The 20,686-nt window shown below is 72.4% G+C and carries 15 protein-coding genes and 1 pseudogene; 3 read left to right on the forward strand and 13 right to left on the reverse strand.

Annotated elements, in window-relative coordinates:
* Nucleotides 1-232: 232 nt before the first annotated feature.
* Nucleotides 233-2,545 (reverse strand): cellulose binding domain-containing protein, encoded by a 2,313-nt coding sequence (locus QQG74_RS23105; RefSeq protein ID WP_341716841.1) that lies wholly within the window; start codon nucleotides 2,543-2,545, stop codon nucleotides 233-235.
* A gap of 257 nt (nucleotides 2,546-2,802) precedes the next feature.
* Between QQG74_RS23105 and QQG74_RS23110 the strand changes: the two genes are divergently transcribed.
* On the forward strand, nucleotides 2,803-4,227 hold the full coding sequence (locus QQG74_RS23110) for a pyridoxal-dependent decarboxylase (protein WP_341716842.1): 1,425 nt from the start codon (nucleotides 2,803-2,805) through the stop codon (nucleotides 4,225-4,227).
* A 75-nt stretch (nucleotides 4,228-4,302) separates the two neighbouring features.
* On the opposite strand, the gene QQG74_RS23115 is transcribed toward QQG74_RS23110, so the two are convergent.
* From QQG74_RS23115 to QQG74_RS23140, 6 genes and pseudogenes are all read right to left on the reverse strand, one after another.
* Complete coding sequence (locus QQG74_RS23115) at nucleotides 4,303-5,259, reverse strand: sulfite exporter TauE/SafE family protein (protein WP_341716843.1); 957 nt, start codon at nucleotides 5,257-5,259, stop codon at nucleotides 4,303-4,305.
* A gap of 115 nt (nucleotides 5,260-5,374) precedes the next feature.
* Nucleotides 5,375-5,836 (reverse strand): Rrf2 family transcriptional regulator, encoded by a 462-nt coding sequence (locus QQG74_RS23120; protein ID WP_341716844.1) that lies wholly within the window; start codon nucleotides 5,834-5,836, stop codon nucleotides 5,375-5,377.
* Between the two features lie 163 nt (nucleotides 5,837-5,999).
* A complete protein-coding gene (locus QQG74_RS23125) occupies nucleotides 6,000-6,881 on the reverse strand; it encodes an acyl-CoA thioesterase II (protein WP_341716845.1) in 882 nt (293 codons plus the stop codon).
* The gene (pyk, locus tag QQG74_RS23130; protein ID WP_341716846.1) at nucleotides 6,878-8,326 is read right to left on the reverse strand and encodes a pyruvate kinase; all 1,449 of its coding nucleotides are present in this window, start codon (nucleotides 8,324-8,326) and stop codon (nucleotides 6,878-6,880) included. The genes QQG74_RS23125 and pyk overlap by 4 nt, the downstream gene beginning before the upstream one ends.
* Nucleotides 8,327-8,684: 358 nt before the next feature.
* Nucleotides 8,685-9,571, reverse strand: a pseudogene (locus QQG74_RS23135) (alpha/beta fold hydrolase).
* A 379-nt stretch (nucleotides 9,572-9,950) separates the two neighbouring features.
* Nucleotides 9,951-10,751, reverse strand: a complete 801-nt coding sequence (locus QQG74_RS23140) for a TerC family protein (RefSeq protein ID WP_341716847.1) — start codon at nucleotides 10,749-10,751, stop codon at nucleotides 9,951-9,953.
* A 172-nt stretch (nucleotides 10,752-10,923) separates the two neighbouring features.
* On the opposite strand from QQG74_RS23140, the gene QQG74_RS23145 reads away from it, so the two are divergent.
* On the forward strand, nucleotides 10,924-11,472 hold the full coding sequence (locus QQG74_RS23145; RefSeq protein WP_341716848.1) for a hypothetical protein: 549 nt from the start codon (nucleotides 10,924-10,926) through the stop codon (nucleotides 11,470-11,472).
* A 314-nt stretch (nucleotides 11,473-11,786) separates the two neighbouring features.
* Nucleotides 11,787-12,278, forward strand: a complete 492-nt coding sequence (locus QQG74_RS23150) for a hypothetical protein (RefSeq protein ID WP_341716849.1) — start codon at nucleotides 11,787-11,789, stop codon at nucleotides 12,276-12,278.
* 8 nt (nucleotides 12,279-12,286) lie between these two features.
* On the opposite strand, the gene QQG74_RS23155 is transcribed toward QQG74_RS23150, so the two are convergent.
* The 6 genes from QQG74_RS23155 to QQG74_RS23180 form a co-directional block, all read right to left on the reverse strand.
* Nucleotides 12,287-12,709 carry a hypothetical protein gene (locus tag QQG74_RS23155; RefSeq protein WP_341716850.1) on the reverse strand — a complete coding sequence of 141 codons (423 nt, stop codon included), beginning with the start codon at nucleotides 12,707-12,709 and terminating at the stop codon, nucleotides 12,287-12,289.
* 36 nt (nucleotides 12,710-12,745) lie between these two features.
* Complete coding sequence (locus QQG74_RS23160) at nucleotides 12,746-13,009, reverse strand: DUF6244 family protein (protein WP_341716851.1); 264 nt, start codon at nucleotides 13,007-13,009, stop codon at nucleotides 12,746-12,748.
* A gap of 207 nt (nucleotides 13,010-13,216) precedes the next feature.
* Nucleotides 13,217-14,185: a hypothetical protein gene (locus QQG74_RS23165; RefSeq protein WP_341716852.1), complete on the reverse strand. Its 969-nt coding sequence runs from the start codon at nucleotides 14,183-14,185 to the stop codon at nucleotides 13,217-13,219.
* Nucleotides 14,186-14,187: 2 nt separating this feature from the next.
* Nucleotides 14,188-16,746, reverse strand: a complete 2,559-nt coding sequence (locus QQG74_RS23170) for an FtsK/SpoIIIE domain-containing protein (RefSeq protein ID WP_341716853.1) — start codon at nucleotides 16,744-16,746, stop codon at nucleotides 14,188-14,190.
* 108 nt (nucleotides 16,747-16,854) lie between these two features.
* On the reverse strand, nucleotides 16,855-19,530 hold the full coding sequence (locus QQG74_RS23175; protein WP_341716854.1) for a hypothetical protein: 2,676 nt from the start codon (nucleotides 19,528-19,530) through the stop codon (nucleotides 16,855-16,857).
* Between the two features lie 174 nt (nucleotides 19,531-19,704).
* Nucleotides 19,705-20,505: an SGNH/GDSL hydrolase family protein gene (locus tag QQG74_RS23180; RefSeq protein ID WP_341716855.1), complete on the reverse strand. Its 801-nt coding sequence runs from the start codon at nucleotides 20,503-20,505 to the stop codon at nucleotides 19,705-19,707.
* Nucleotides 20,506-20,686 lie beyond the last annotated feature (181 nt).

Here is a 20,686-nt window from a genome sequence, read left to right on the forward strand (position 1 = left end):
TTTCCGCTCGGCGGCTTGGTGGCCCAGGTCACAGCGGTTCCGGACCATGAAACATGAGCTTCATGACAGCGTCACCCTCGCGACGCGGACGCTGCCTAATGTTGGTTCCGGTGGTGGTACGGCACTCCCCGGTCGGGACGGGTCGGGGGTGCCGCGGTGTGGGGCACCGGGCCGCGATTGAGCGGATTCCGCGATTGCGGCCCGGTGCCTGTTCCGTTTTCCTACCGGCGGGTCAACGCAGGTAGATGCGGGGTGCGGGCGGGCTGGCCATCCCGTCACCGAGGAAGAAGCTCGGGTGCGGGGGCTGGTTGTAGGCGGTGTTCTGCCAGGCGATCGCGACCCGATATTGCAGGTCGTGCAGCAGGGTGTGCAGCCGGAGGTTGGTCGCCGTCGGAGTGCTGTAGATGCGCAGCGCCCGGCTGTCGGTGGTGCGCCAGACCACCTCTTCCCGCCAGTCGCCGAACAGGTCGGCGGAGAGGTTCGGGGTGGCCTTGGTGCCGTTGTTTGACGAGACCCCGCTGGCGGTGAGCAACCGGGTGTCGCTGCTGGTGCCGTACTTGTCGATCCGGGTGGCGTCGAGCAGTTCGCGAACCGGGTCGCCGTCCCACCAGATGAGGAAGTTCGTCGAGGAGGGCTTGCGGCCGACGTTCTGGCCTCGGGTGTTGGCCAGGCCGCTCACCGCGGCCGACCAGGATTCGGCGCCGGGGCTGCCGGCCCAGATGTCGGCGGAGACGCCCCGGCCGTTGTCCCCGCCGGCCGCGGTGGACCAGAGGATCTGGCCGGTGCGGGCGTCGGCGAACCAGGAGCTGGGCCGGCTGGCTTCTTCGCTGACCTTGAAGTACTCCAGGCCCGGGCGGGACGGGTCGAGGTCGCCGACGTGCCCGGCGTCGCCGTGGCCGAGTCCGGTGGACCACAGCAGTCGGCCGTTGTCGTCGATGGTGGCCGCGCCGTAGACGATCTCCTGCCGGCCGTCGCCGTCGACATCGGCCACCGAGAGGCTGTGGTTGCCCTGCCCGGCGGCGGCTCCGTTGCCGCTGGTGTTGGAGTCGAAGGTCCACCGCTTGGTGAGGGTGCCGTTGCGGAAGTCCCAGGCGGCGACGACCGCGCGGGTGTAGTAGCCGCGCGCCATGATCAGTGAGGGCCGTTGGCCGTCCAGGTACGCGGTGCCGGCGAGGAAGCGGTCGACCCGGTTGCCGTACGAGTCGCCCCAGGAGGAGACGGTGCCGCGCGGCGGGTCGTAGTTGACGGTGGAGAGGGCGGCACCGGTACGACCGTCGAACATGGTCAGGTACTCCGGCCCGGCGAGCACGTATCCGCTGGAGTTGCGGTGGTCGGCACTGGCGTTGCCGATCACCTGGCCGGTGCCGGTGCGGGTGCCGTCGGCGGTCTTCATGGCCACCTCGGCGCGCCCGTCGCCGTCGTAGTCGTACACCTGGAACTGGGTGTAATGGGCGCCGGCCCGGATGTTGCGGCCGAGGTCGATGCGCCACAGCCGGGTGCCGGTCAGGGTGTACGCGTCGACGTAGACGTTGCCGGTGTAGCCGGACTGGGAGTTGTCCTTGGCGTTGGACGGGTCCCACTTGAGCACGAACTCGTACCGGCCGTCGCCGTCCAGGTCGCCGACGCTTGCGTCGTTGGCGCTGTAGGTGTACGCCTCGCCGCTGGGCGTGGTGCCACCCGGCGGGATCTGCAACGGCACGTCGAGGTAGCCGGCCGGGAACTGGAGCGCCGGTGCGGAGGCGGCCTGTTCGGCGCCGTCCACCACGGCCCGCACGGTGTACGCCGCCCCGGCCGGAGCGCCGCTGTCGAGGTAGTTGGTGGCGCCGGTGATCGGGCTGGCGTTCACCCTGGTCGTACCCCGGTAGAGGTTGAACGCCACGCCGGTGGTCTCGGTGCCGAGCAGCCGCCAGGAGACCAGGTTGGCCGAGCCGGAGCGGACGCTGATCAGGCCCCGGTCCAGGTTCTCCGCCTGCATCGCGCCGGCCGGCGGGGTGGTCGGCGGCGGGGTGGTCGGCGGTGGCGTGGTGGGTGCCGGCGTGGTGGGTGCCGGCGTGGTGGGTGCCGGCGTGGTGGGTGCCGGCGTGGTGGGGGCCGGCGTGGTGGGGGCCGGCGGCGTGGTCGGGGTGGTGCCGCCGGTGCAGCTGGTGCCGTTCAGGGCGAAGCTGGTCGGGGCCGGGTTGCTGCCGCTCCAGGAGCCGTTGAAGCCGAAGTTGACGCTGGCGTTGGTGCCGATGGTGGCGTTGTAGTCGACGTTGCGGGCGCTCACCTGGGCGCCGGACTGGGTGACGGTGGCGTTCCAGACCTGGGTGATCTGCTGCCCACTGGCGTAGGACCAGGTAAGCGTCCAGCCGTTGACCGGGTCGCCGAGGTTGGTGACGGTGACGTCGGCGCCGAAGCCGCCGGTCCACTGGTTGGTGACGCGGTAGTCGACGCGACATCCAACGGCGGCGGCCGAGGCGGTCAGGGTGGTCAGCGCGCCGGCGGCAGCGACAGCGGTGGCGGTAGCCGCGGCGAGCAGGGCCGCCCGGGGGGCGGTGCGATGCATGGTTCCTCCGGTGGAGGTCGGACGCGCGGCAGCCGGTGGTCCGCCGGCCGTGCCCGAAGCCGACCGGGTCGTTGGTCGCCGGCCGTGCCCGGAGCCGACGAGGTGCCGCGCTGCTGGAAAGATCTCGATTGATCGATGCCCATGAGTACGCTCCCGCGCATCTGCGATGCTAGGGCAAGCGCTTTCTTGAGACAATCGGCCTGCTCAGCTTGCCTGAAGCCGGGTCTCTTTGATCAACTCACGGGGTGGCTGCACACATGACTCCAGAGGAGTTTCGCCAGGCCGGGCACGCGGTGGTCGACTGGATCGCGGACTACTGGGCCACGCTGCCCGAGCGCCCGGTCACCTCCCAGGACCCGCCCGGCACGGTGGCCGCCGGCCTACCGGCCGGACCGCCGGAGCGGGGCGAGCCGGTCGAGGCGGTCCTCGCCGACCTGGACAAGCTGGTCGCGCCGGGGCTCACGCACTGGCAACACCCCGGCTTCTTCGGTTACTTTCCGGCCAACACGTCCGGCCCCAGCGTGCTTGGCGACCTGGTCAGCGCCGGCCTGGGCGTACAGGGCATGCTCTGGGCCACCGGTCCGGCCTGCACCGAGCTGGAGACGGTGATGCTCGACTGGCTGGCGGAGGCGCTGGACCTGCCGGCGCGGTTCCGCTCCACCGGCCCCGGCGGTGGCGTCATCCAGGACTCGGCCTCGTCCGCCACGCTGGTGGCCACCCTGGTCGCCCTGCACCGGGCCGCCGGCGGGCGGTGGCGCGAGGTGGGCGTCGACCGCCGCTACCGGGTGTACGCCTCCACCGAGGCGCACTCGTCAATCGAGAAGGCCGCCCGGATCGCCGGCCTCGGCAGCGACGGGGTACGGCTGATCGAGGTGGACCCGGAGAGCCAGGCCATGTCGGTGACGGCGCTGCGCGCCGCGATCGAGGCGGACCGGGCGGCCGGGGTGGTGCCCGCGCTGGTCGTGGCGACCGTCGGCACCACCTCCAGCACGGCGGTGGACCCGTTGCCGTTGATCGGACCCGTCTGCGCCGAGTACGGGGTGTTCCTGCACGTCGACGCCGCGTACGCGGGTGCCGCGGCGGTCTGCCCGGAGCTGCGGTTCGGCCACGCCGGCCTGGAGTACGCCGACTCCTACTGCTTCGACCCGCACAAGTGGCTGCTCACCGGCTTCGACTGCGACGCGTTCTGGGTCGCCGACGCCGACGAGCTGGTCGAAGCGTTGACCGTCCTGCCGGAGTACCTGCGCAACGCGGCCACCGAGTCCGGCGCGGTGATCGACTACCGGGACTGGCAGGTGCCGCTGGGCCGGCGGTTCCGTGCCCTCAAGCTGTGGTTCGTGCTGCGCTGGTACGGCGTCGAGGGTCTGCGTACGCACATCCGCCGGACGGTGGCCCTGGCCGCCCGCTTCGCCGACCGGGTACGCGCCGACGACCGCTTCGAGTTGGTCGGCCCGCACCCGTACGCGCTTGTCGTTTTCCGGCTGCGCGCCCCCGACGGGGCGAACGAGCAGCTGCTCGCGGCGGTGAACGCGACCGGCCGGGTGTTCCTGACGCACACCCGGGTGGCCGGTCGGTACACGCTGCGCCTCGCCGTCGGCGCGCCGCAGAGCACCGAGGCCCACGTGGACGAGGCCTGGCAGCTGCTCGCCGAGGCCGCGACGGCACTCGCACCGCCCGGCTGAGCCGGGGTCAGCGCCGCAGCTGCCGCCCGGATGGACCGGTAAGCGGTCGGTGCCGGCCGCCCGGATGGACCGGGGTCAGCGGTCGACGCCGGAGAGGGCGCCCGCCCGAGCCGGGTCGGGCGCGACGTCGGCGCCGTCCGGTCCGCCGGACGCCGCCTCGGCGAGGGCGCGCTCGCGGCGGGTACGCCGCAACAGCCGGACCGCCAGCACCAGCGCGGTGGCCCAGCCGGCGGCCAGCAGCAGGTAGACCAGCACCGGCAGGGTGCCGTCCAGATCGACGGCGCGCATCAGGACCCGGGCGTTGGTAAGCACGATCACGCCGCCGACCGCCGCGCCGAGCAACTGGGCCGGGATGATCCGGACCAGCCACGCCGCGATCGGGGCGGCGATCAGGCCACCGGCGAGCAGAGCGAGCACGATCGGCAGCAGGAAACCCTCGGTGCCGAGGCCGATCACGAAACCGAGGCTTGCCGCGCTGGCGACCACGAACTCGGAGGTGTCCACCGAGCCGATCACCTTGCGCGGCGCCAGCCGCCCGCTGACCAGCAGGGCCGGCGTGGCGACCGGTCCCCAACCGCCGCCGCCGGTGGCGTCGACGAAGCCGGCGACCAGCCCGAGGGGGGCGAGGAAGCGCCCGCGCAGGCGGCCGGCGGCCGGACTGCGACGCAACGGTCGGGAGAAGCGGACGAGCAGGTACGCGCCGAGCGTGAACAGGATCGCGGCCATCCAGGGGGCCGCCGCCTCGGTGGAGAGTGCACTGAGGAAGGTGGCACCGGCGAAGGCACCGATCGCGCCGGGTAGCGCGATGCGGCGCACCACCTGCCAGTCGACGTTACCGAACCGCCAGTGTGCCGCCCCGGAGGCGAGGGTGGTGCCGATCTCGGCCAGGTGCACCGACGCGGACGCCGCCGCCGGTGCGACACCGGCCAGCAGCAGCAGCGTTGTGGAGGTCAGCCCGTATGCCATGCCGAGCGCGCCGTCGACCAGTTGCGCGGCGAGCCCGACAAGTGCGATCACCAGCAGCTTGCGCACGGACGCCTCCCATCTTTTCGGCATCTCCTATCGACTTGGTCGACAATGCGGCACGGGAGGGCCTCCGGTCAACCCCTGACCGGTCAGTGGGACGAATGCGCCGTGGGGTGCTGGGTCAGGTCCAGGCGTCCGGGTCGGCCGCCAGCTTGGTGACCGGCTCGGGCAGGCTGCCCTGCGCCACGTCGGCCACCGTGACCAGTTCGAGGATCTGCCGCTCGCTGGCCCGCAGCGCGATCCAGACGTCCTGGAGCGCGCGGGCCGCCCCGGTGTAGCCGAGTTGTTCGGGGCGCTGTCCCCGGATGTGGGCCAGCGGCCCGTCGATCACCCGGATCACCTCGGCCAGGGAGATCTCCTCGGCCGGGCGGGCCAGCCAGTAGCCGCCCTCCGGGCCACGCTGGGCCTGCACGACGCCACCGCGGCGCAGTTGCAGCAGGATGCTCTCCAGGAACTTCGGCGGGATCTCCTGAGCGCGGGCGATCTGTTCGGCGGTGACCGGACGACCCCGGCCCACACCGGCCACCGAGGCCAACTCGGTGACCGCTCGGAGGGCATAGTCGACCCGGGCGGAGAGGCGCATGGCGGACAGGTTAACGGCCGGGCGATCCGGCCGGACGATCACCCCTTCACCAATCGACCCGCTCGGTTATGCGGGCCTTCGGGTCACTCACCGACCCGGCGCAGCAGCCCTTCCTGCACGGGATCACTCACCGACCCGGCGCAGCAGCCCTTCCGGCACGGGATCACTCACCGACCCGGCGCAGCAGCCCTTCCTGCACGGCGCTGGCGATGTGCCGCCCCTCGACGGTGAACAGCCGGCCGGCGGCCAGGCCCCGGGCGCCCGAGGCGGACGGGCTCCAGCAGTCGTAGAGGAACCACTCGTCGGCGCGGAACGTCCGGTGGAACCAGAGCGCGTGGTCCAGGCTGGCGCCGACCACCCCGCCCGGCCCCCACACCTCGCCGTGCGTGGAGAGCACCGAGTCGAGCAGGGTCAGGTCGGAGGCGTAGGTGAGCGCGCAGGCGTGCAGCAGCGGGTCGTCGGGCAGCTTGCCGTCGATGCGCATCCAGACCCGCTGGTGCGGGTCGGCCGGCCGGTCGCCGGGACGCACCCAGCCGGGCTCCCCGATATAACGTACGTCGATGGGGCGCGGGATCTGCCCCCAGATGCCCAGCCGCTCCGGATAGCGGGCGAGCCGGTCGGACATGGTGGGGACCGCCTCCGGCCCGGGCACGTCCGGCGGGACCGGAGCCTGATGGTCAAGCCCCTCCTCCGGCCGCTGGAACGAGGCGGACATGAAGAAGATCGGCTTACCGTGCTGGAGCGCGACCGAGCGGCGGACCGAGAAGGAGCGGCCGTCGCGGATGTTCTCCACCTCGTACTCGATCGGCTCGACCGGGTCCCCGCCGCGCACGAAGTAGCCGTGCAGCGAGTGAACCACCCGCTCGGGATCGACGGTCCGGCCGGCGGCGACCAGAGCCTGACCGGCGACCTGGCCGCCGTACACCCGCTGCGGGCCGACCGGCGGGCTCATCCCCCGGAACGACATGGTGCCGGTCGACGCGAGGTCGAGCACCTCCAGCAGCTGGTCGACGGCGGCCTGACCGACGATCGGCTCGGTCGTCACTGCAACGCCCGCGCAGACGCCGCGTCGACAAGCGAACCGAGCTGGTGCACCCGCAGGGTGTTGGTCGAGCCGGGGGTGCCGGGCGGGCTGCCGGCGACGATCACCACGTAGTCGCCGGGGGTGGCCCGGTTCAGCCCGAGCAGCGCCTGGTCGACCTGGCGGAACATGTCGTCGGTGTGCTGCACGAACGGCATCAGGAAGGTTTCCACGCCCCAGCAGAGGGCGAGCTGGGCGTGCACCTCGGGCACCGGGGTGAAGGCCAGCAGCGGCAGGTCGCAGTGCAGCCGGCTCAGCCGCCGCACGGTGTCACCGGTCTGCGAGAACGCCACCAGGGCCTTGGCGCCGATGGCCCGGGCGATCGAGGACGCCGCGACGGTGAGCGCGCCGCCGTGCGTACGCGGATCGTGCTGAAGTCGGGGCACCGCGATCGAACCGGCCTCGGTGGTCTTGACGATCTTGGCCATGGTGCTGACCGTGAGCACCGGGTACTTGCCCACGCTGGTCTCGCCGGAGAGCATCACCGCGTCGGCGCCGTCGAGCACGGCGTTGGCGACGTCGGACGCCTCGGCGCGGGTCGGCCGGGAGTTCTCGATCATCGAGTCGAGCATCTGGGTGGCCACGATGACCGGCTTGGCGTTCTCCCGGCACAGCTGCACGGCGCGCTTCTGCACCAGCGGCACCTCGTCCAGCGGCAGTTCCACGCCCAGGTCGCCACGGGCGACCATGACCCCGTCGAAGGCGAGCACGATCGCCTCGAGGTGGTCCACCGCCTCCGGCTTCTCGACCTTGGCCAGCACCGGCCGGTGCACGCCGACCTCGCTCATGATGGCGTGGGCCAGCTTGATGTCCTCGGCGGAGCGGACGAAGGAGAGCGCGATCAGGTCGACACCGAGGTTGAGCGCGAAGCGCAGGTCCGCGGCGTCCTTCTCCGACAGCGCGGGCACGCTTACCGCCACGTTGGGCAGCGAGACGCCCTTGTTGTTGCTGACCGGCCCGCCCTCGGTGACCAGCACCCGGATGTCGTTGCCGGTGACATCGGTGACCTCGACGGCCACCCGGCCGTCGTCGATCAGCAGCCGGTCACCCGGCTTGACCTCCTGCGGCAGCTTCCGGTAGGTGCACGAGACCCGGTCCTTGCTGCCCAGGATGTCGTCGCCGGTGATCACCACGGAGTCACCGGTGCGCCACTCGTGCGGGCCGTCGGCGAACCGGCCCAGCCGGATCTTCGGCCCCTGGAGGTCGGCCAGGATCGCCACCGGCTGGCCGGCCGCCTCGGCGGCCTCCCGCACGAGGTGGTACACCGCCTCGTGGTCGGCGTGGCTGCCGTGGCTGAAGTTGAGCCTCGCCACATTCATGCCGGCCTCGACGAGCCCACGGATGCGCTCGGGCGACGAGGTGGCGGGGCCAAGAGTGCAGACGATCTTCGCGCGGCGTGTCACGCCCATCAGGCTAGTCTCTCCTCCGGGTCGGACAACGGCCCGACCCCTTGCGCAAAGCGGAACAATTGTCCAACGGCGCACGGCGTACGCGCGCAGTCCGGCGAGCGGAACCGCGCCGGACGGTCGATCGCGGGCGACAGCGACCGCGCGCCGGAATGGTACGCCCCTCGCGCCAGTCCGCGCCGAACCGCTCCTCCTCGATAACCATCTGTGATCCCCCAAAAACCCACCGCCACCCCCTCAACCTCGCCGATCTCGCACTTTTGGTCGGTGTTACGCCCCGGTATGGGCAGTTGACCCCGACGGAAAGTGCAAGATCCGCGTAGCTGGCGGGGTGGCGGTGGCGACGGAGGGCGGTGGGATGTCAGAGGGCCAGGCAGTTGGGGTTGATGGGTTGGTCCCGGAGAGCCTGGCGGATCACGGAGTAGGTGGTGCCGTCGACCACCAGGGCCAGGTGGCCGACCACCCGGAGCGGACACCTGGCCTGGATCAGCACGTTTGTGGCGCCGTCGGCAAGCATCGCGTTGTCGACCGGCCGGACCAACTCGTCCTGCCAGGTGCGTACGGTGGTCCAGCGCACCGCGCCCGGGGTGTCGTCACCGGCGTTGAGCGCGGTCAGGAACGACGAGCCGATCGTCATCTGCTGGCAGGCGACGACACCGGCGCAGCTGCCCAGTCCGAGGAACGCCACGATGTTCGCGACGTACGTGCCGTACTGCGGCGTACCCAGGCTGACGTAGCGACCGATCACCTCGCCGCCGCCGAGGTTCTTGATGTAGTAGCGGCTGGCCAGGCCGCCCTCGGAGTGCGCGACCAGGTCGATCCGGCTCGCGCCGGTGTTGGCCCGGACCTGCCCGACGAAGCTGCGCAGGCTGTTGGCGGAGGCGGCGATGTCGCCGAGCCCGAGGTTGGGCAGTTGGTAGATCCAGACCCGGTAGCCGTCGGCGCGCAGCCGGGCGGCGAGCGGCTCGTAGACGGCGGCGATGCCGCTGAGTCCGCCGACGACGATTACCGGGTTGGCGCTGGCGAGCGCCCGCAGCCCGTCGTCGGCGGCGGCCTGCCCGGCGCCGGCCGGCCCGGTAGCGGCTTTACCGGGGGCGGACTGCCCGGTGGCGGGGGCGGCCTTTCCGGTGGCGGGGGTGGCTTCGGCGCCGGCGCGGTCCGCGCCGGGGCCGCGGTGGCGGCGGCCGGGGTGAACAGGGCGGCGGCGAGGGTGAGCGCGAGGACGGGGACAGCCTTTCGGAGCAGCATCGCTGCACCTCCCATGAGGGAACCCGGGATTGCCGGGGTGGAGGTGGATGTGTCCGATCGACCGTGAGTTGATGATGCCGGCAACAATCTGGAAACGTCAATGAAAAGTTACGCGCGGGTAGCCGTGGTCCCGCCAGCGGCCCGGCCCGCCACCGCGCTGGGGCCGCCCACCGGGGCGCGCCGCGCGCCACGCGCTGGGGCCGCCCACCGGGGCGCGCCACGCGCTGGAACCGGACCGCCCGCCACCGCGAGCTGGGCCGCCGCAGACCAGCGACGCCGCACGCACCCGGGTGGATGCGTGCGGCGTCGGCGGGGACCGCGCGTGACCCGGCGGCCCGACCAGGGCGCGCTGCGGGCCGGTGACCGGGCTGCGCGTGGATCAGGCCGTCGGGGTCGCCTCCGGCTCGGGCGCCGGCCGCGCCGGAGCGTTCTTCACGTACGTCGGGTGCAGCTGCACCGGCTTCGCCTCCTGACGGCGCTGGCGGGCCCGGACCCGCAGGTTGAGGAACTCCACGAAGATCGAGAAGGCGATCGGCCCGTACACGTAGCCCTTCGGGATGTGCTGGTCGAAGCTTTCCGCGATCAGGCTCGCGCCGATCAGCAGCAGGAAGGACAGGGCCAGCATCTTGACCGTCGGATGCTGGTTGACGAAGTTGCTGACCGCGCCGGCCGAGACCAACATAATGATCATCGCGATGACCACGGCGGCCACCATGATGGCGAGTTCGTCGACCATGCCGACCGCGGTGATCACCGAGTCGAGCGAGAAGACCACGTCCAGCACCAGGATCTGCGCGATGACCACACCGAACGAGACGGTCTTCTTGGTCGATCGGCCGTGGTCGGCCCCCTCCAGGTGCTCGTGGATCTCGTACGTCGCCTTGCCGACCAGGAACAACCCGCCGAGCAGCAGGATCAGATCCCGTCCGGAGATCTCCTGACCGAGCACGGTGAACAACGGCGCGGTCAGGCCGATGATCCAGGACAGCGAGGCCAGCAGCAGCAGGCGGGTGATCAGGGCGAGCGAAATGCCGATCGTGCGAGCCCGAGCCTGCTGATGCTCGGGCAGCCGACCGGACAGGATCGAGATGAACACGACATTGTCGATGCCCAAGACGATCTCCAGCAGGAGCAGGGTCGCGAACGCGATCCACAGCTCGGGACTGGTCAAGAACTCCATGCCATCCTCGACTTCCAGACCGCCGCCGAGTGGGGCACCCGGAGCCATCGGTCGGTCTGCGTACGCATGGCGTACCGTCCCGGACGCCCGCCCGCAACCCCACCGCGGCCGGATAGGGGATCGGCACCAAATCGGTACCGCGTCCTCGGCTGCTGGCCTCATGCTCTACGGCGTGACCGACAGCTGGCGCAGCGCCGCCCTGGCCCGGACCATCGGTCGGATCGAGGCGGAACTCGACCTGGCCTGGGCCCGCCTGCGCAGCGAGTTCAGCATCGCCGAGGGCAGCGCGGACGAGACGGCGCTGGGCTGGCTCGTGATCGACAGCCCCGACGAGCATGACTGGCGCGTCGTCGACGCCGCTCTCGACCGCCTCACCTGTACGGCCTGCGGCTGCACCCTGACCAGCGGGCCGGTCACCTGCCAGCGCTGCGCCTACCACCACGAGTTGCGCTTCGCTGCCCGGGAGACCGACCGGCCGAACGTGCCGCCCGGCAACGAGCACGCCATCCGCGTCTCCTTCGCCGTCGCCCGCAACCGCACCCGGTACCATCCCCGGGCGCGGGTCGGCTACGAACTGATCCTGCCCGACCTCGTCGCCGGCCAGCTACCCAGCACGAGACAGGCCCAGGCGGCCAAGGCGCTGATCAACAAGTTGACGCCCGAGGAGTGCGACCGGGTAACGAGCTTCGCCGAGGTCGAAGCCCTCACCCGCCTCCGCTGACCGTGCCCCGAGGCGACCCGACTGGAGGACGGCCGACGAAGGCGACGCCGGGTAGCCGGCGCAGCGGGCGACCGGCCACAGCGGGAATCGGGCCAGCGAGAACCGGACCGGATAATGCCCCAAGCAGATCGAGGACGGGCTCTTCGGAATCATCGACTCGATCACCGACGGGACGTTCGACACCATCGACCCCGAGCGGTACGAGCTCATCCCCGAGCGGATCAACGTGCCGCGTAGCTGAGCTCCGTGACAGCAGCGTCGCCCCGGCTCGGCCGGGCCGTACGATGCTGATCTTCAGGCCAACGAGGAGGATCATGTCCGAGACACCGCAGACCTCAACGCTCCGGCTGTTCGCCGTCGATGTGGGCATGCTGGTGGCCACCCTGACCACCCTCTTCGGATATCTGATGCCCTGGTTCAGCCGGAGCGAGCGCGCCCTCTGGTCGTTCTCCGGCTGGGAGTACGCGTCGCTGAGCGACGGAGGCGGCTGGACCCTGCTCACCTTCGGTTGGCTGGTGCTGGCCGCCGGGGCCGCACTGTGCGCACGCCGGAGCATGGTGGCGGCGATGACCGGGATGGTCGCCGCAGTGGGCACCCTGGTCACCGCCCTTGCGGTGGTGGCGGCCAGCTTCGCCATGCTCGGCGAAGCCAGCTCGCTGAACGCGGTGGTGGAGCGACCGTTCGGCATCGGGTTGCCGGTCATGGCGGCCGGTGTCGGGCTGCTGCTCGCCACCTCGTGCCGGGCGATCGTGCGGTGTCATCTGCTGGGTCTCGCCGAGGACCGGTACGAGCCGTCAACGACGTAGTCCGCCGCTCACCTCGGTTCGATGGCGTGCGCGACGGCGAGCATGGTCTGCTTGTCGATCCGCTCCGGGTCGACAAGCACGTTCACCGCGACACCCGGCTCGGTCAGCCAGAACACCTGAGCCGCACCCGCCAGGCCGGGCCCGTCGTCGTGGTGGAACTCGGTCAGCTGCCAACCGTCGAGGTCACGTTCGTGATAGTCGACGAGGAAGGTACGCAGCCCGTCGAGGTCGCCGAGTCGGTTGCCACGCAGCACATGCACCCGCAGGTCCACCCGGTACCCGTCGGCCGTCTGCCGCTCCCAGACCCGACTGGTGATCTGCACGTCCCCCCACTCGCTGGCGAAGTCGGACACCTCCTCGCCCAACCCGTCGGGGACCTGCCCGATGTGGAATCCGTCAAGCGTCCCGCCGTCGCGCGTCACGTCGCTCACCCCGCCATCTCGGTCAGCCGATGCCATCTCGGGTGGTCAGTTTCCCAGCGCACGTACCTTGGCGATGGTTTCCTGCACGTGCTGCTTGGCCGGCTCACCGCCCTGGGCGGCCTGCGCGAGCGCCTGCCGGTACGAGTCGATCATGTTGATCAGCGGGCCGGCGGCAACGCCCTGCAACGCGCCCGCGACGAGTTGCCGCGCCTCGGCCGCGTCCTGGGCGGCGGCGGCCGTCTTCGCCTTCGCCTCGTCCAGCTTCTGCCCGGCTGCCGCCAACCTGGCGATCATCTCCGCTGCACTCACACGCCCTCCCCCAGCTCATCCACCCGCCCACGTGCCACCTGTCGCACGAGCAGCGACCACACCGGAGCGTACTGACGTCCCGCCGTCCCCGCGACCGCCCTCACGCCGTAGCTCTTGGTCAGCGAACGCCCCCAGCGGGGCAAGGATCGTCAAAGGTCTCGCCTTGCCCCGCATTCGGCAGGGCGGGCGACACGACGCCGCAGCCGCTCAACGCATGGCCCGGAACAGCAGCAGGTAGCCGCAGTAGGCAAGCGGGACGGCGAGGAAGCAGAGCAGGAAGCCGAGCACCGGGTAGCGGGGCGGGGTGGCGGCACCGACGGCGGGCCGGCCCCAGCGACCGAGCACCAGCCAGCCGCCGATCAGCGAGACGGCGGGCAGGCCCGCGCACATCCAGGCGTACAGGGTGCCGGTGCCGACCACACCCACTCCGGAGGCGAGGACCATGACCAGCATCAGCACCACCGAGGCGGCGGCGAAAGCGAGGTAGACGGCGACCGCGCGGGCCATCGGCGACCAGGTGGGAAGCAGCGCCGGCTGCTGGGCGAGCAGCTCCGCCTGCTGCGCGTGCCGGTCGGCCTCGTCGGCCCAGCGCCGCGCCAACTCCAGCTCCGTCGCCGGGTCGACCTGCCCGGCGCGCTGGGCCGGCACACCGGCCGCCGTCGCACTCACCACCACCGGCAACGACCGGTCCGCCTCCCCGCCACCCGGCTGGGCGTACGCCTCGACATCCGGCCGCCCCGGCGCGGCGGCTGCGCCGCCGGTCGACCCCGTACCCGGTCCCGAGCCGACCCCAGCGCCCGGCCGCCCAGCCAGCGGCGGCCCGGAAACCGGTGCCCCAGACCCGGGCGGACCGGACACCGGCGGACCCGACACCGGCGGCCCAGACACCGGCGGCCCAGAGTTCGGCGGAGCCGACACCGGTGGACCGGAGATCGGCGGGCCGGAGATCGGTGGGGAGCCTGCGGGCGGCGGGGCGGGGGTGCCGGGCTGGATGCCGATCGTCCGGCCGAGTTGGTCGAGGCGCTGGCCCTGGGCGTCGAGCCGCCGGTCCAGGTACTCGACGGTGGCGTCCAGGTCACGCCGGCGTTCCGCCGCGGCGGCGGCGCCCTGCTCGCCGGCGCGCTGCTGAGTGGCCAGGTGACGGGCCAGCGCGGCGTACTCGTCGAAGGTGGACACGCTCACTCCTGCCCGTCGGAGGTGTGCCCGTCCCGGGCGAACGGCACGATCAGTCTGACCCGTTGGTCGTGCCGGTCGACAAGCAGCGCCCGGTCGGCGCGGGGCGTGTACGCCAGGTCGTGTACGCCCAGGTGCAGGCCCAGGTCGGCGCCGGGCACGTTCAACGCGACCAGGCAGGCGACGTCGTCACGGTTCTGCGTACCGCCGAGGTCGTCGGCGAGCCGGCGCAGTCCACGCCACCAGCCGAGCAGGTGCACCCCGTGGCCGGGCCCCTGACGCAGCAGGGTACGCAGGTCGTCGTGGCCGGAGCGGAAGGTCGCGGGGTCGGTCTCGGCGAGCAGCCCGGCGGCGGCGTCCATCCCGAAGACCACCAGATAGGTACGCCCCGACGCCGCACCGGAGCTTGCGGCTCGTCCCGCCGAGGTGGCGGCGAGCAGGCCGATGTTTGCGCGCAGGGCGACGGTGTCGAGGCGCTCCACCAGGTGACCGGCGGCGGCCAGCGCGGCGGCGGTGTCGTCGGCGGCCGAGTCGGCGGCGGCCACCAGCGGGGCGAGCAGGAAGGCCGCCTCGCCCGGGGCGTGCTGCCGGGCCAGGCTCAGCGTGGCGGCCCGCAGCACCTCGGCGCCGACGGCGGAGGTGCCCACCACGGCCAGGTGCCGGCCGGGCGCGGTGTCCATGATGAACAGTGCGCTGGTGCCGTCCACGTCGACCGTCCGGCCGACCAACGCGAGGGGACGCCGGCCGCCGGGACGCAGCCCGGTGAAGGTGCTGTCGTCCTCGACGCGGGCCGAGTCGTACCCCCGGAACACCGACGGCGGCCGGGACCCGGCCGGGCGGGCCTGCCACAGCTCATGCCGCAGCCGGGTCAGCTCGGCGGTGGCGGAGGCGGCGTCCGGAAAACGGACCACGGTGTTCGCGCCGGGCGCACCGGCGGCGGTGTTGATCACGGCCGAGCCGACCGGCAGGGTCGCCGCCGCGTCGTTGAGCTGGTCGAGCACTCCCCCACCGCCCGGCAGCGCGACCCGGAGCGCGAACTGCCCGAAGACCGCCTCGGCCCGGCCGTAGAGCGCCTCGATGCCCGTCGTGCTCTGGCTCGCCAGCACCAGGTGCACGCCGTACGAGCGGCCCTTGCGGGCCAACTCCTCAAGCAGATTCACCGACTCGCGGGCGATCGGGTCGTTGCCGGCGAGCAGCACCTGGAATTCGTCGATCACCGCGACGATGCGCGGCACGGCGGTGTCGGCGGGCAGGTCGGCGAGCTTGGTGACGCCGTGTCGCTTGAGCGCGGTGGCCCGCCGGTTCAGCTCGCGTCGCAGTTCGCGGAGCACGGCCACGCCGTACTCGCGGTCGCTCTCGATGCCGACCGCGCGGGCGTGCGGCAGCCAGGACGGATCCCGGCCGGTGGGGACGAACTCGGTGAAGCTCACCCCCTCCTTGAAGTCGAGCAGGTAGAGCTGCAACTGTGCCGGGGCGTAGCGGGTGGCCAGCCCGTAGAGGACGTCGAGCAGGAAGACCGTCTTGCCGGCGCCGGTACGCCCACCGACCAACCAGTGTGGGGTGGTGTCGTCGAAGGCCATGGCGAAGGTGTCCCGCCCGGCCCGGCCCACCACGGTACGCAGCCCGGCGCGGGCCGAATCGGCCCAGCGCTGCCCCGGCAGCAGGTCGGCGAAGTCGACCGTACCGCCGCGTCGTGCGGCCTCCCCGAGATGCGCCGCGAGGGCCGCGACCGAGGCCGGTGGCGGGTCCCCGTCGAGCCGCACCGGCACGGCCAGGCCACTGCCGTCGGTGCTGAACGGCGTGCCGGGTGGGTCGCCGACGTGGGCGCAAGTGCCGGTCATCCGCAGCACGGTGGTGGCGCCCAGCCGGGGTGCCGGCTCGGTGGAGGTGCCCGGCGACCACCCGGCGAGCAGGACGCAGACCGCCGCCGCCGGGCCGGCGTGGGTGAGGGTGGCGAGGCGGGCCGCGTCCCGGGGCGACGGGATGGCGGTGGCGACAAGTACCAGAAGATCCTGGTCCGGGCGGTCGGCCTGGCGGGCGGCGCGGGCGTGCCGTTCCGCCGCGTCGAGCGCCGCGGTGACCTCCGCCTCGGTGGTGGCCGGCGGCTCGATCACACCGGCGTCGAGCAGCGGGCGCAGCGGTCCGAAGGTGGCACCGAGCGCGGCGGTGTCCAGCCCGACGATCCGGACTCCGCCGGGCGGCGCGGTGGCCAGCAGCCGCAGCACCAGGGCCCGCAGCAGTCCCGCCACCACCGGGTCGCGACCGTCGGCCTCGATCGCCAGGTGGTACCCGCCGCCGAGCGGCAGCAGGACGGGGAAACCGCCGCCGGTGGTGTCGGCGGCACCGACACGTACCGGCACCGGCTGGCGGGTCAACGGGGTGCCCGGCACGGGGGTGGCCAGCGCGTCACCCACCCGGGCCAACCGCGCGACCAGTTCGGGGTCGGTGCCCGGGGCCTGCGGGGTGCCGGCCGCGCGCATCGCGTCCCGGGCCGCGTCGAGGTGTCTCCGGGCCGCTTGGTGAGCGGCGACCGCATGCCCGTACGCCGACGCGAGCCTGCCCAACCTCTGCCCCTCACCGCCGAGCGCCGCCTGGTCCGCAGAAACCCTAACGGACGCCCGCCATCACGGCACAGTCCCGCGCCCGACGTGTCCGGTGTCCTGATCGGCGACTCAGCCGACGGCTGCGCAGGTGGCCGGGGCGACCTGGTCGGCGTTGCCACAGTGGAACACCTCCACCGCCTCGGCCGTCAGATCGGGCACCCGGGCCACCCGCAGCAACGAGATGCGTTTGTCGAGCGGCTCGCCGGAGTCGGGCTGGTAGCGGATCAGCCCGGCCACGCCGGGATGCCCGGTGCTGGTGTTCTGCCGCAGCACCTCGGCGTGCACCCCGATCGGGTTTATCGAGGTGGGTGCCCACCTGCCGCGCGGGCTGGTGGGCGGGTGCAACCGCGCGGCGAGGCTCTCCACCGCCCGGACCATCATCATCGCCGCGTCATAGGCGAGGCTTACCCGCTCGCCGACCGGCTGTGGCTGCTCCGGACGGCAGCGCGGCGGGTCGAGCAGGTCGGGTGCCTGCACCAACGCCAAGAAGCTGGCCCGTCCGTCGTCGCGGCGCTGTTCGGCGTCGCGCAGCGCGGCACAGGTCGCCAGCGCCGCCTTGGAGACGTAGGTGACCGGGATGTTGCCCGGGGCTGCGGTACGCAGGCTCGGGTTGGCCATGTACCGGTTGACCGAGTCGTCGGTGACCAGGTGTTTCGGCGGGTCACTGCCGCACGCCCGCAGGGCGCGCAGGAAGCCGTCGAACTCCGACCACCGACCGGCGTAGAAGAGCATGCCGGAGTAGCCGCACTCGGTGGTGAGCCGCATTCCGGTACGCCACTCGGCCAGCCGGGTGATCCGCTCGCCGAAGCGTTGCCGCAGCCCGGCCACCAGCGTGTTGACGTAGAGGTCGTCGTCGAGCGAGCTGTTCTCGCCGGTGGTGTAGTAGACGTGCGCCTCGTCGACCTTGAGCACCTGTCGGGCGTACGCCTCGACCATCCGCACCTGGTCGGCGTTGGGCGCGGAGATCTGGAGGTAGAGCCGGGAGTTGGCGTCCAGCCGGTCGGCGGACAGGGTCGGTGCCAGCACCGGCAGCCCGACCCGGTTGAGTTCACGCAGCGCCTCGGCGGTCTTGACGCGACTGTCCACCATGCCCACCACGCCGAGCACCGTCGGGTCGGTACGGGCCAGTTCGGCGAGCATGGCCACGGCCTTACCGGCGTGGCGCATCTGCCGGCCGCCGTTGGCCACCACGATGCGCAGCAGCGCGGCACCGTCGGCGCTCGCCGACTCCTGGAGCAGGGCCTGCTGGGCGACGGCCATGCCCTCCAGTTCCTCGCGTTCGGAGACGTACGACTCCTCGTCGTCGCGGGTCCGGTTGCCGGTAAGCGTGCCGAAGTAGACCAGGGTGAGGTACGGCTTTCGCCGGTCGCTGCGCTGCCACACCGCCTCGGCTTCCCGGTTCTGGGCGAAGATCCGCTCCTGGACGGCACGCAGCCGGTCCTGGCCCCGGTCGGTGTTGAACACGTGCGCGGCACTGTCGCTGTACCCGACGCACTCCCCCTCCACCATCCGCACCGCCACCCGGCCGGTAGGCGACGGGTGGCAGCCCGGCGCCCACCGCGCGTCGGCCCACAGACCAGCGGCGGCGACCAGGACCAGACACAGTGCCGCCGGCAGGAAGCGCCGCGACCACCAGGGCGGGTCAGGCGCGGCGAAGGCGCGCACCCCGCCGCGCGGCGGCGGCCCGGCGTCGGCGTCGTCCGGCCGGAACACCACAAGCCAGGCCGCCGCCCGACGCAGCCGGCGCATCTCGGGCAGGGCCTCGGACCACTCGTCGCAGGCCTCGTCGGCGTCGCCGAACGCATGCGGTTCGGGCAGTTCCGGCGGGGGGTGCTCGGCCGCCGCGACGACGAGCAACGGGTCGTTGCGGCCGGTCTCGTTGCGTACGTCGTTGAGCAGCCGGACCAGGACGTGGCCGACGTTGCCGGGAGCGACGTGGTCGAGCAGCAGCACCGGGTACGCGGTGCGCCGCCAGTCCGCCGGCCGCCAGAATCGGCGCCGGTACGCCTGCCGCAGGTCCTCCAGGAAGGCGTGCAGCAGCAGCTTGTTGACCTGGTCGGGCTGCTCCCCGTCGCGCCAGCCGGCGGTGAGCCGCTCGGCGAAGCCGAGAAAGGTGACCGACTGCCGGGGGGCGAGATACTGCTGGCGCATGAACCACCGGTACTGCGGACCGATCAGCGGTACCCGACCGGAGACGGCGACCCGGAAGACCACCCCCGGCACCACTCGACGGGCCAACCAGAGCAGCACCTGCGTGGCCAGGCTGACCGCGTCCGAACCGGCCGGGGCCGCCTCGCCCCGGGCCGCGCCCGCCTGCCGGTCACGCAGCCGGCGGACCAGCGTGGCGCGGCCGTCGTCGGCGTCAAGGTCGAAACTCTGGTGCATCAGCCAGTCGGCCAGCCGGTAGTGCCGGAAGCGCAGCCGGGCCGTGCCGAACGCCTCCAGGGAGAGTTGGCGGTGCAGGTCCCGCAGCAGCGTCGGTACGTCCGCCCCGGCACCAGCCGCGGCGAGGTCGAGCACCCCGTGCGGTACCCGCCGCCGTGGCCCCTGGCCGAGGAACCGGCGCAGCAGCGGCATCGGGTCACCCGTTGCGGCCGTCCGGACCAGCCAGATCACCGGCAGCCGGTGGTCACCCCGGCGCGGCCGGCGCAGCAGGCGGGTGAGCAGGGCGAGCAGCTCCAACCCGCCGGCCGGGATGCGGTCGCGTACCGGTGGAGCGGGCGGCTGGCCGGTCGTACCCCTCATCCCCACCCCCACACGATCACGGACAGCGCACGATGGTCTGCCCAGTGTGTCGAATGGCGACAACAATCGGTAGACCAGCGCTCGCGGACCGTGCTCGCGCTCGCTCGGATGGCGGGTGGGCTCGCGGTCGCGGGCGGCGGGGGCGGATCGGAACCCGGCCCGCCGCCCGGTCGATCAGCCGGTGACCGCGTTGAGCGCCGGCAGGTAGCCGTACCGGTAGCCGTCGGCGTTCGGGTGGTACGCCTCGATGACGCCGGTGACGTCCCGGATCCACGGCTGTGCGCCGCAGACGCCGTGGCCGGCGAAGGTGGGTCGGGTGTCGGCAAAGGTGGCGCCGGCCGCGGCGGCCCGGTCGGCGGTCACGGCGGCGAGGACGTCGGCGGCCTCGTTGAGCATGATCCGCTTGGTGCTGCTCATCGCCAGCAGGCCGCAGCTGCCGGTCTCGAACAGTCGCGGGTAGCCGAGCACGATCAACCGGGCGTGTGGCGCGCGTTCTCGGATCGCGGCGTAGGTGCGGTCCAGCCGGGCCGGCAGGGTGCCGGTCGCGAACGCCTTCGCCGCGTTCACCGCGCTGGTGCAGGCGGACGTGCTGCCGAAGCGGCAGCTGGTCATCACGTCGGCGAATCCGGCGTCGTTGCCGCCGATGGTGATGGTGACCATGGTGGTGCTGGTGCTCAACGAGCTGAGCTGGTTGTTGAGCACGTCGGCGGTGACCGCGCCACCGCAGGCGGGAAAGCGGAAGCTGGCCACGTTGTTGGCGGCGGCCCACAGTGGGGCGTACGACTTCTGGCTGCGCAGGCATGTGGAGAGGTCGTACGGTCCGGCACCGACGCCGGAGGAGTACGAGTCGCCGAGGGCGACGTAGTGGATGGGGGCGGCGGCCTGGGCGGTGCCGGGCAGGGCGAGCGCGCCGACGGTGGCGGCGCAGAAGGCGACCAGCGCGGCCAGGGCGCGGGCCAGCGGACGGTGTGGCATGGCGGACCTCCACAGAGGGTGGTGGTGGAGCCCGATGACCGCGCGCGTGGCCAGGGAACGGGTAGTTACTGATCGGTAATCCTAGCGAAACATTCCCATCGATGGAACCGTTCGCCGCCGCCCACCGGCAGCTGTTAGCAGGGGCCCCTTCTTAACAGTCCTGTTAAGAAGGGGCCCCTGC

Source organism: Micromonospora sp. FIMYZ51, from assembly GCF_038246755.1.
In the GTDB taxonomy this organism is placed as follows: Bacteria; Actinomycetota; Actinomycetes; order Mycobacteriales; family Micromonosporaceae; genus Micromonospora.

Excerpts from the sequence above, each read along its gene's own strand:
- QQG74_RS23140 (WP_341716847.1), bottom strand. The coding sequence starts at position 10,751 with ATGGAGTTCTTGACCAGTCCCGAGCTGTGGATCGCGTTCGCGACCCTG.
- QQG74_RS23120 (WP_341716844.1), bottom strand. The coding sequence starts at position 5,836 with ATGCGCCTCTCCGCCCGGGTCGACTATGCCCTCCGAGCGGTCACCGAG.
- pyk (WP_341716846.1), bottom strand. The coding sequence starts at position 8,326 with ATGGGCGTGACACGCCGCGCGAAGATCGTCTGCACTCTTGGCCCCGCC.
- QQG74_RS23175 (WP_341716854.1), bottom strand. The coding sequence starts at position 19,530 with ATGAGGGGTACGACCGGCCAGCCGCCCGCTCCACCGGTACGCGACCGC.
- QQG74_RS23180 (WP_341716855.1), bottom strand. The coding sequence starts at position 20,505 with ATGCCACACCGTCCGCTGGCCCGCGCCCTGGCCGCGCTGGTCGCCTTC.
- QQG74_RS23150 (WP_341716849.1), top strand. The coding sequence starts at position 11,787 with ATGTCCGAGACACCGCAGACCTCAACGCTCCGGCTGTTCGCCGTCGAT.
- QQG74_RS23110 (WP_341716842.1), top strand. The coding sequence starts at position 2,803 with ATGACTCCAGAGGAGTTTCGCCAGGCCGGGCACGCGGTGGTCGACTGG.
- QQG74_RS23105 (WP_341716841.1), bottom strand. The coding sequence starts at position 2,545 with ATGCATCGCACCGCCCCCCGGGCGGCCCTGCTCGCCGCGGCTACCGCC.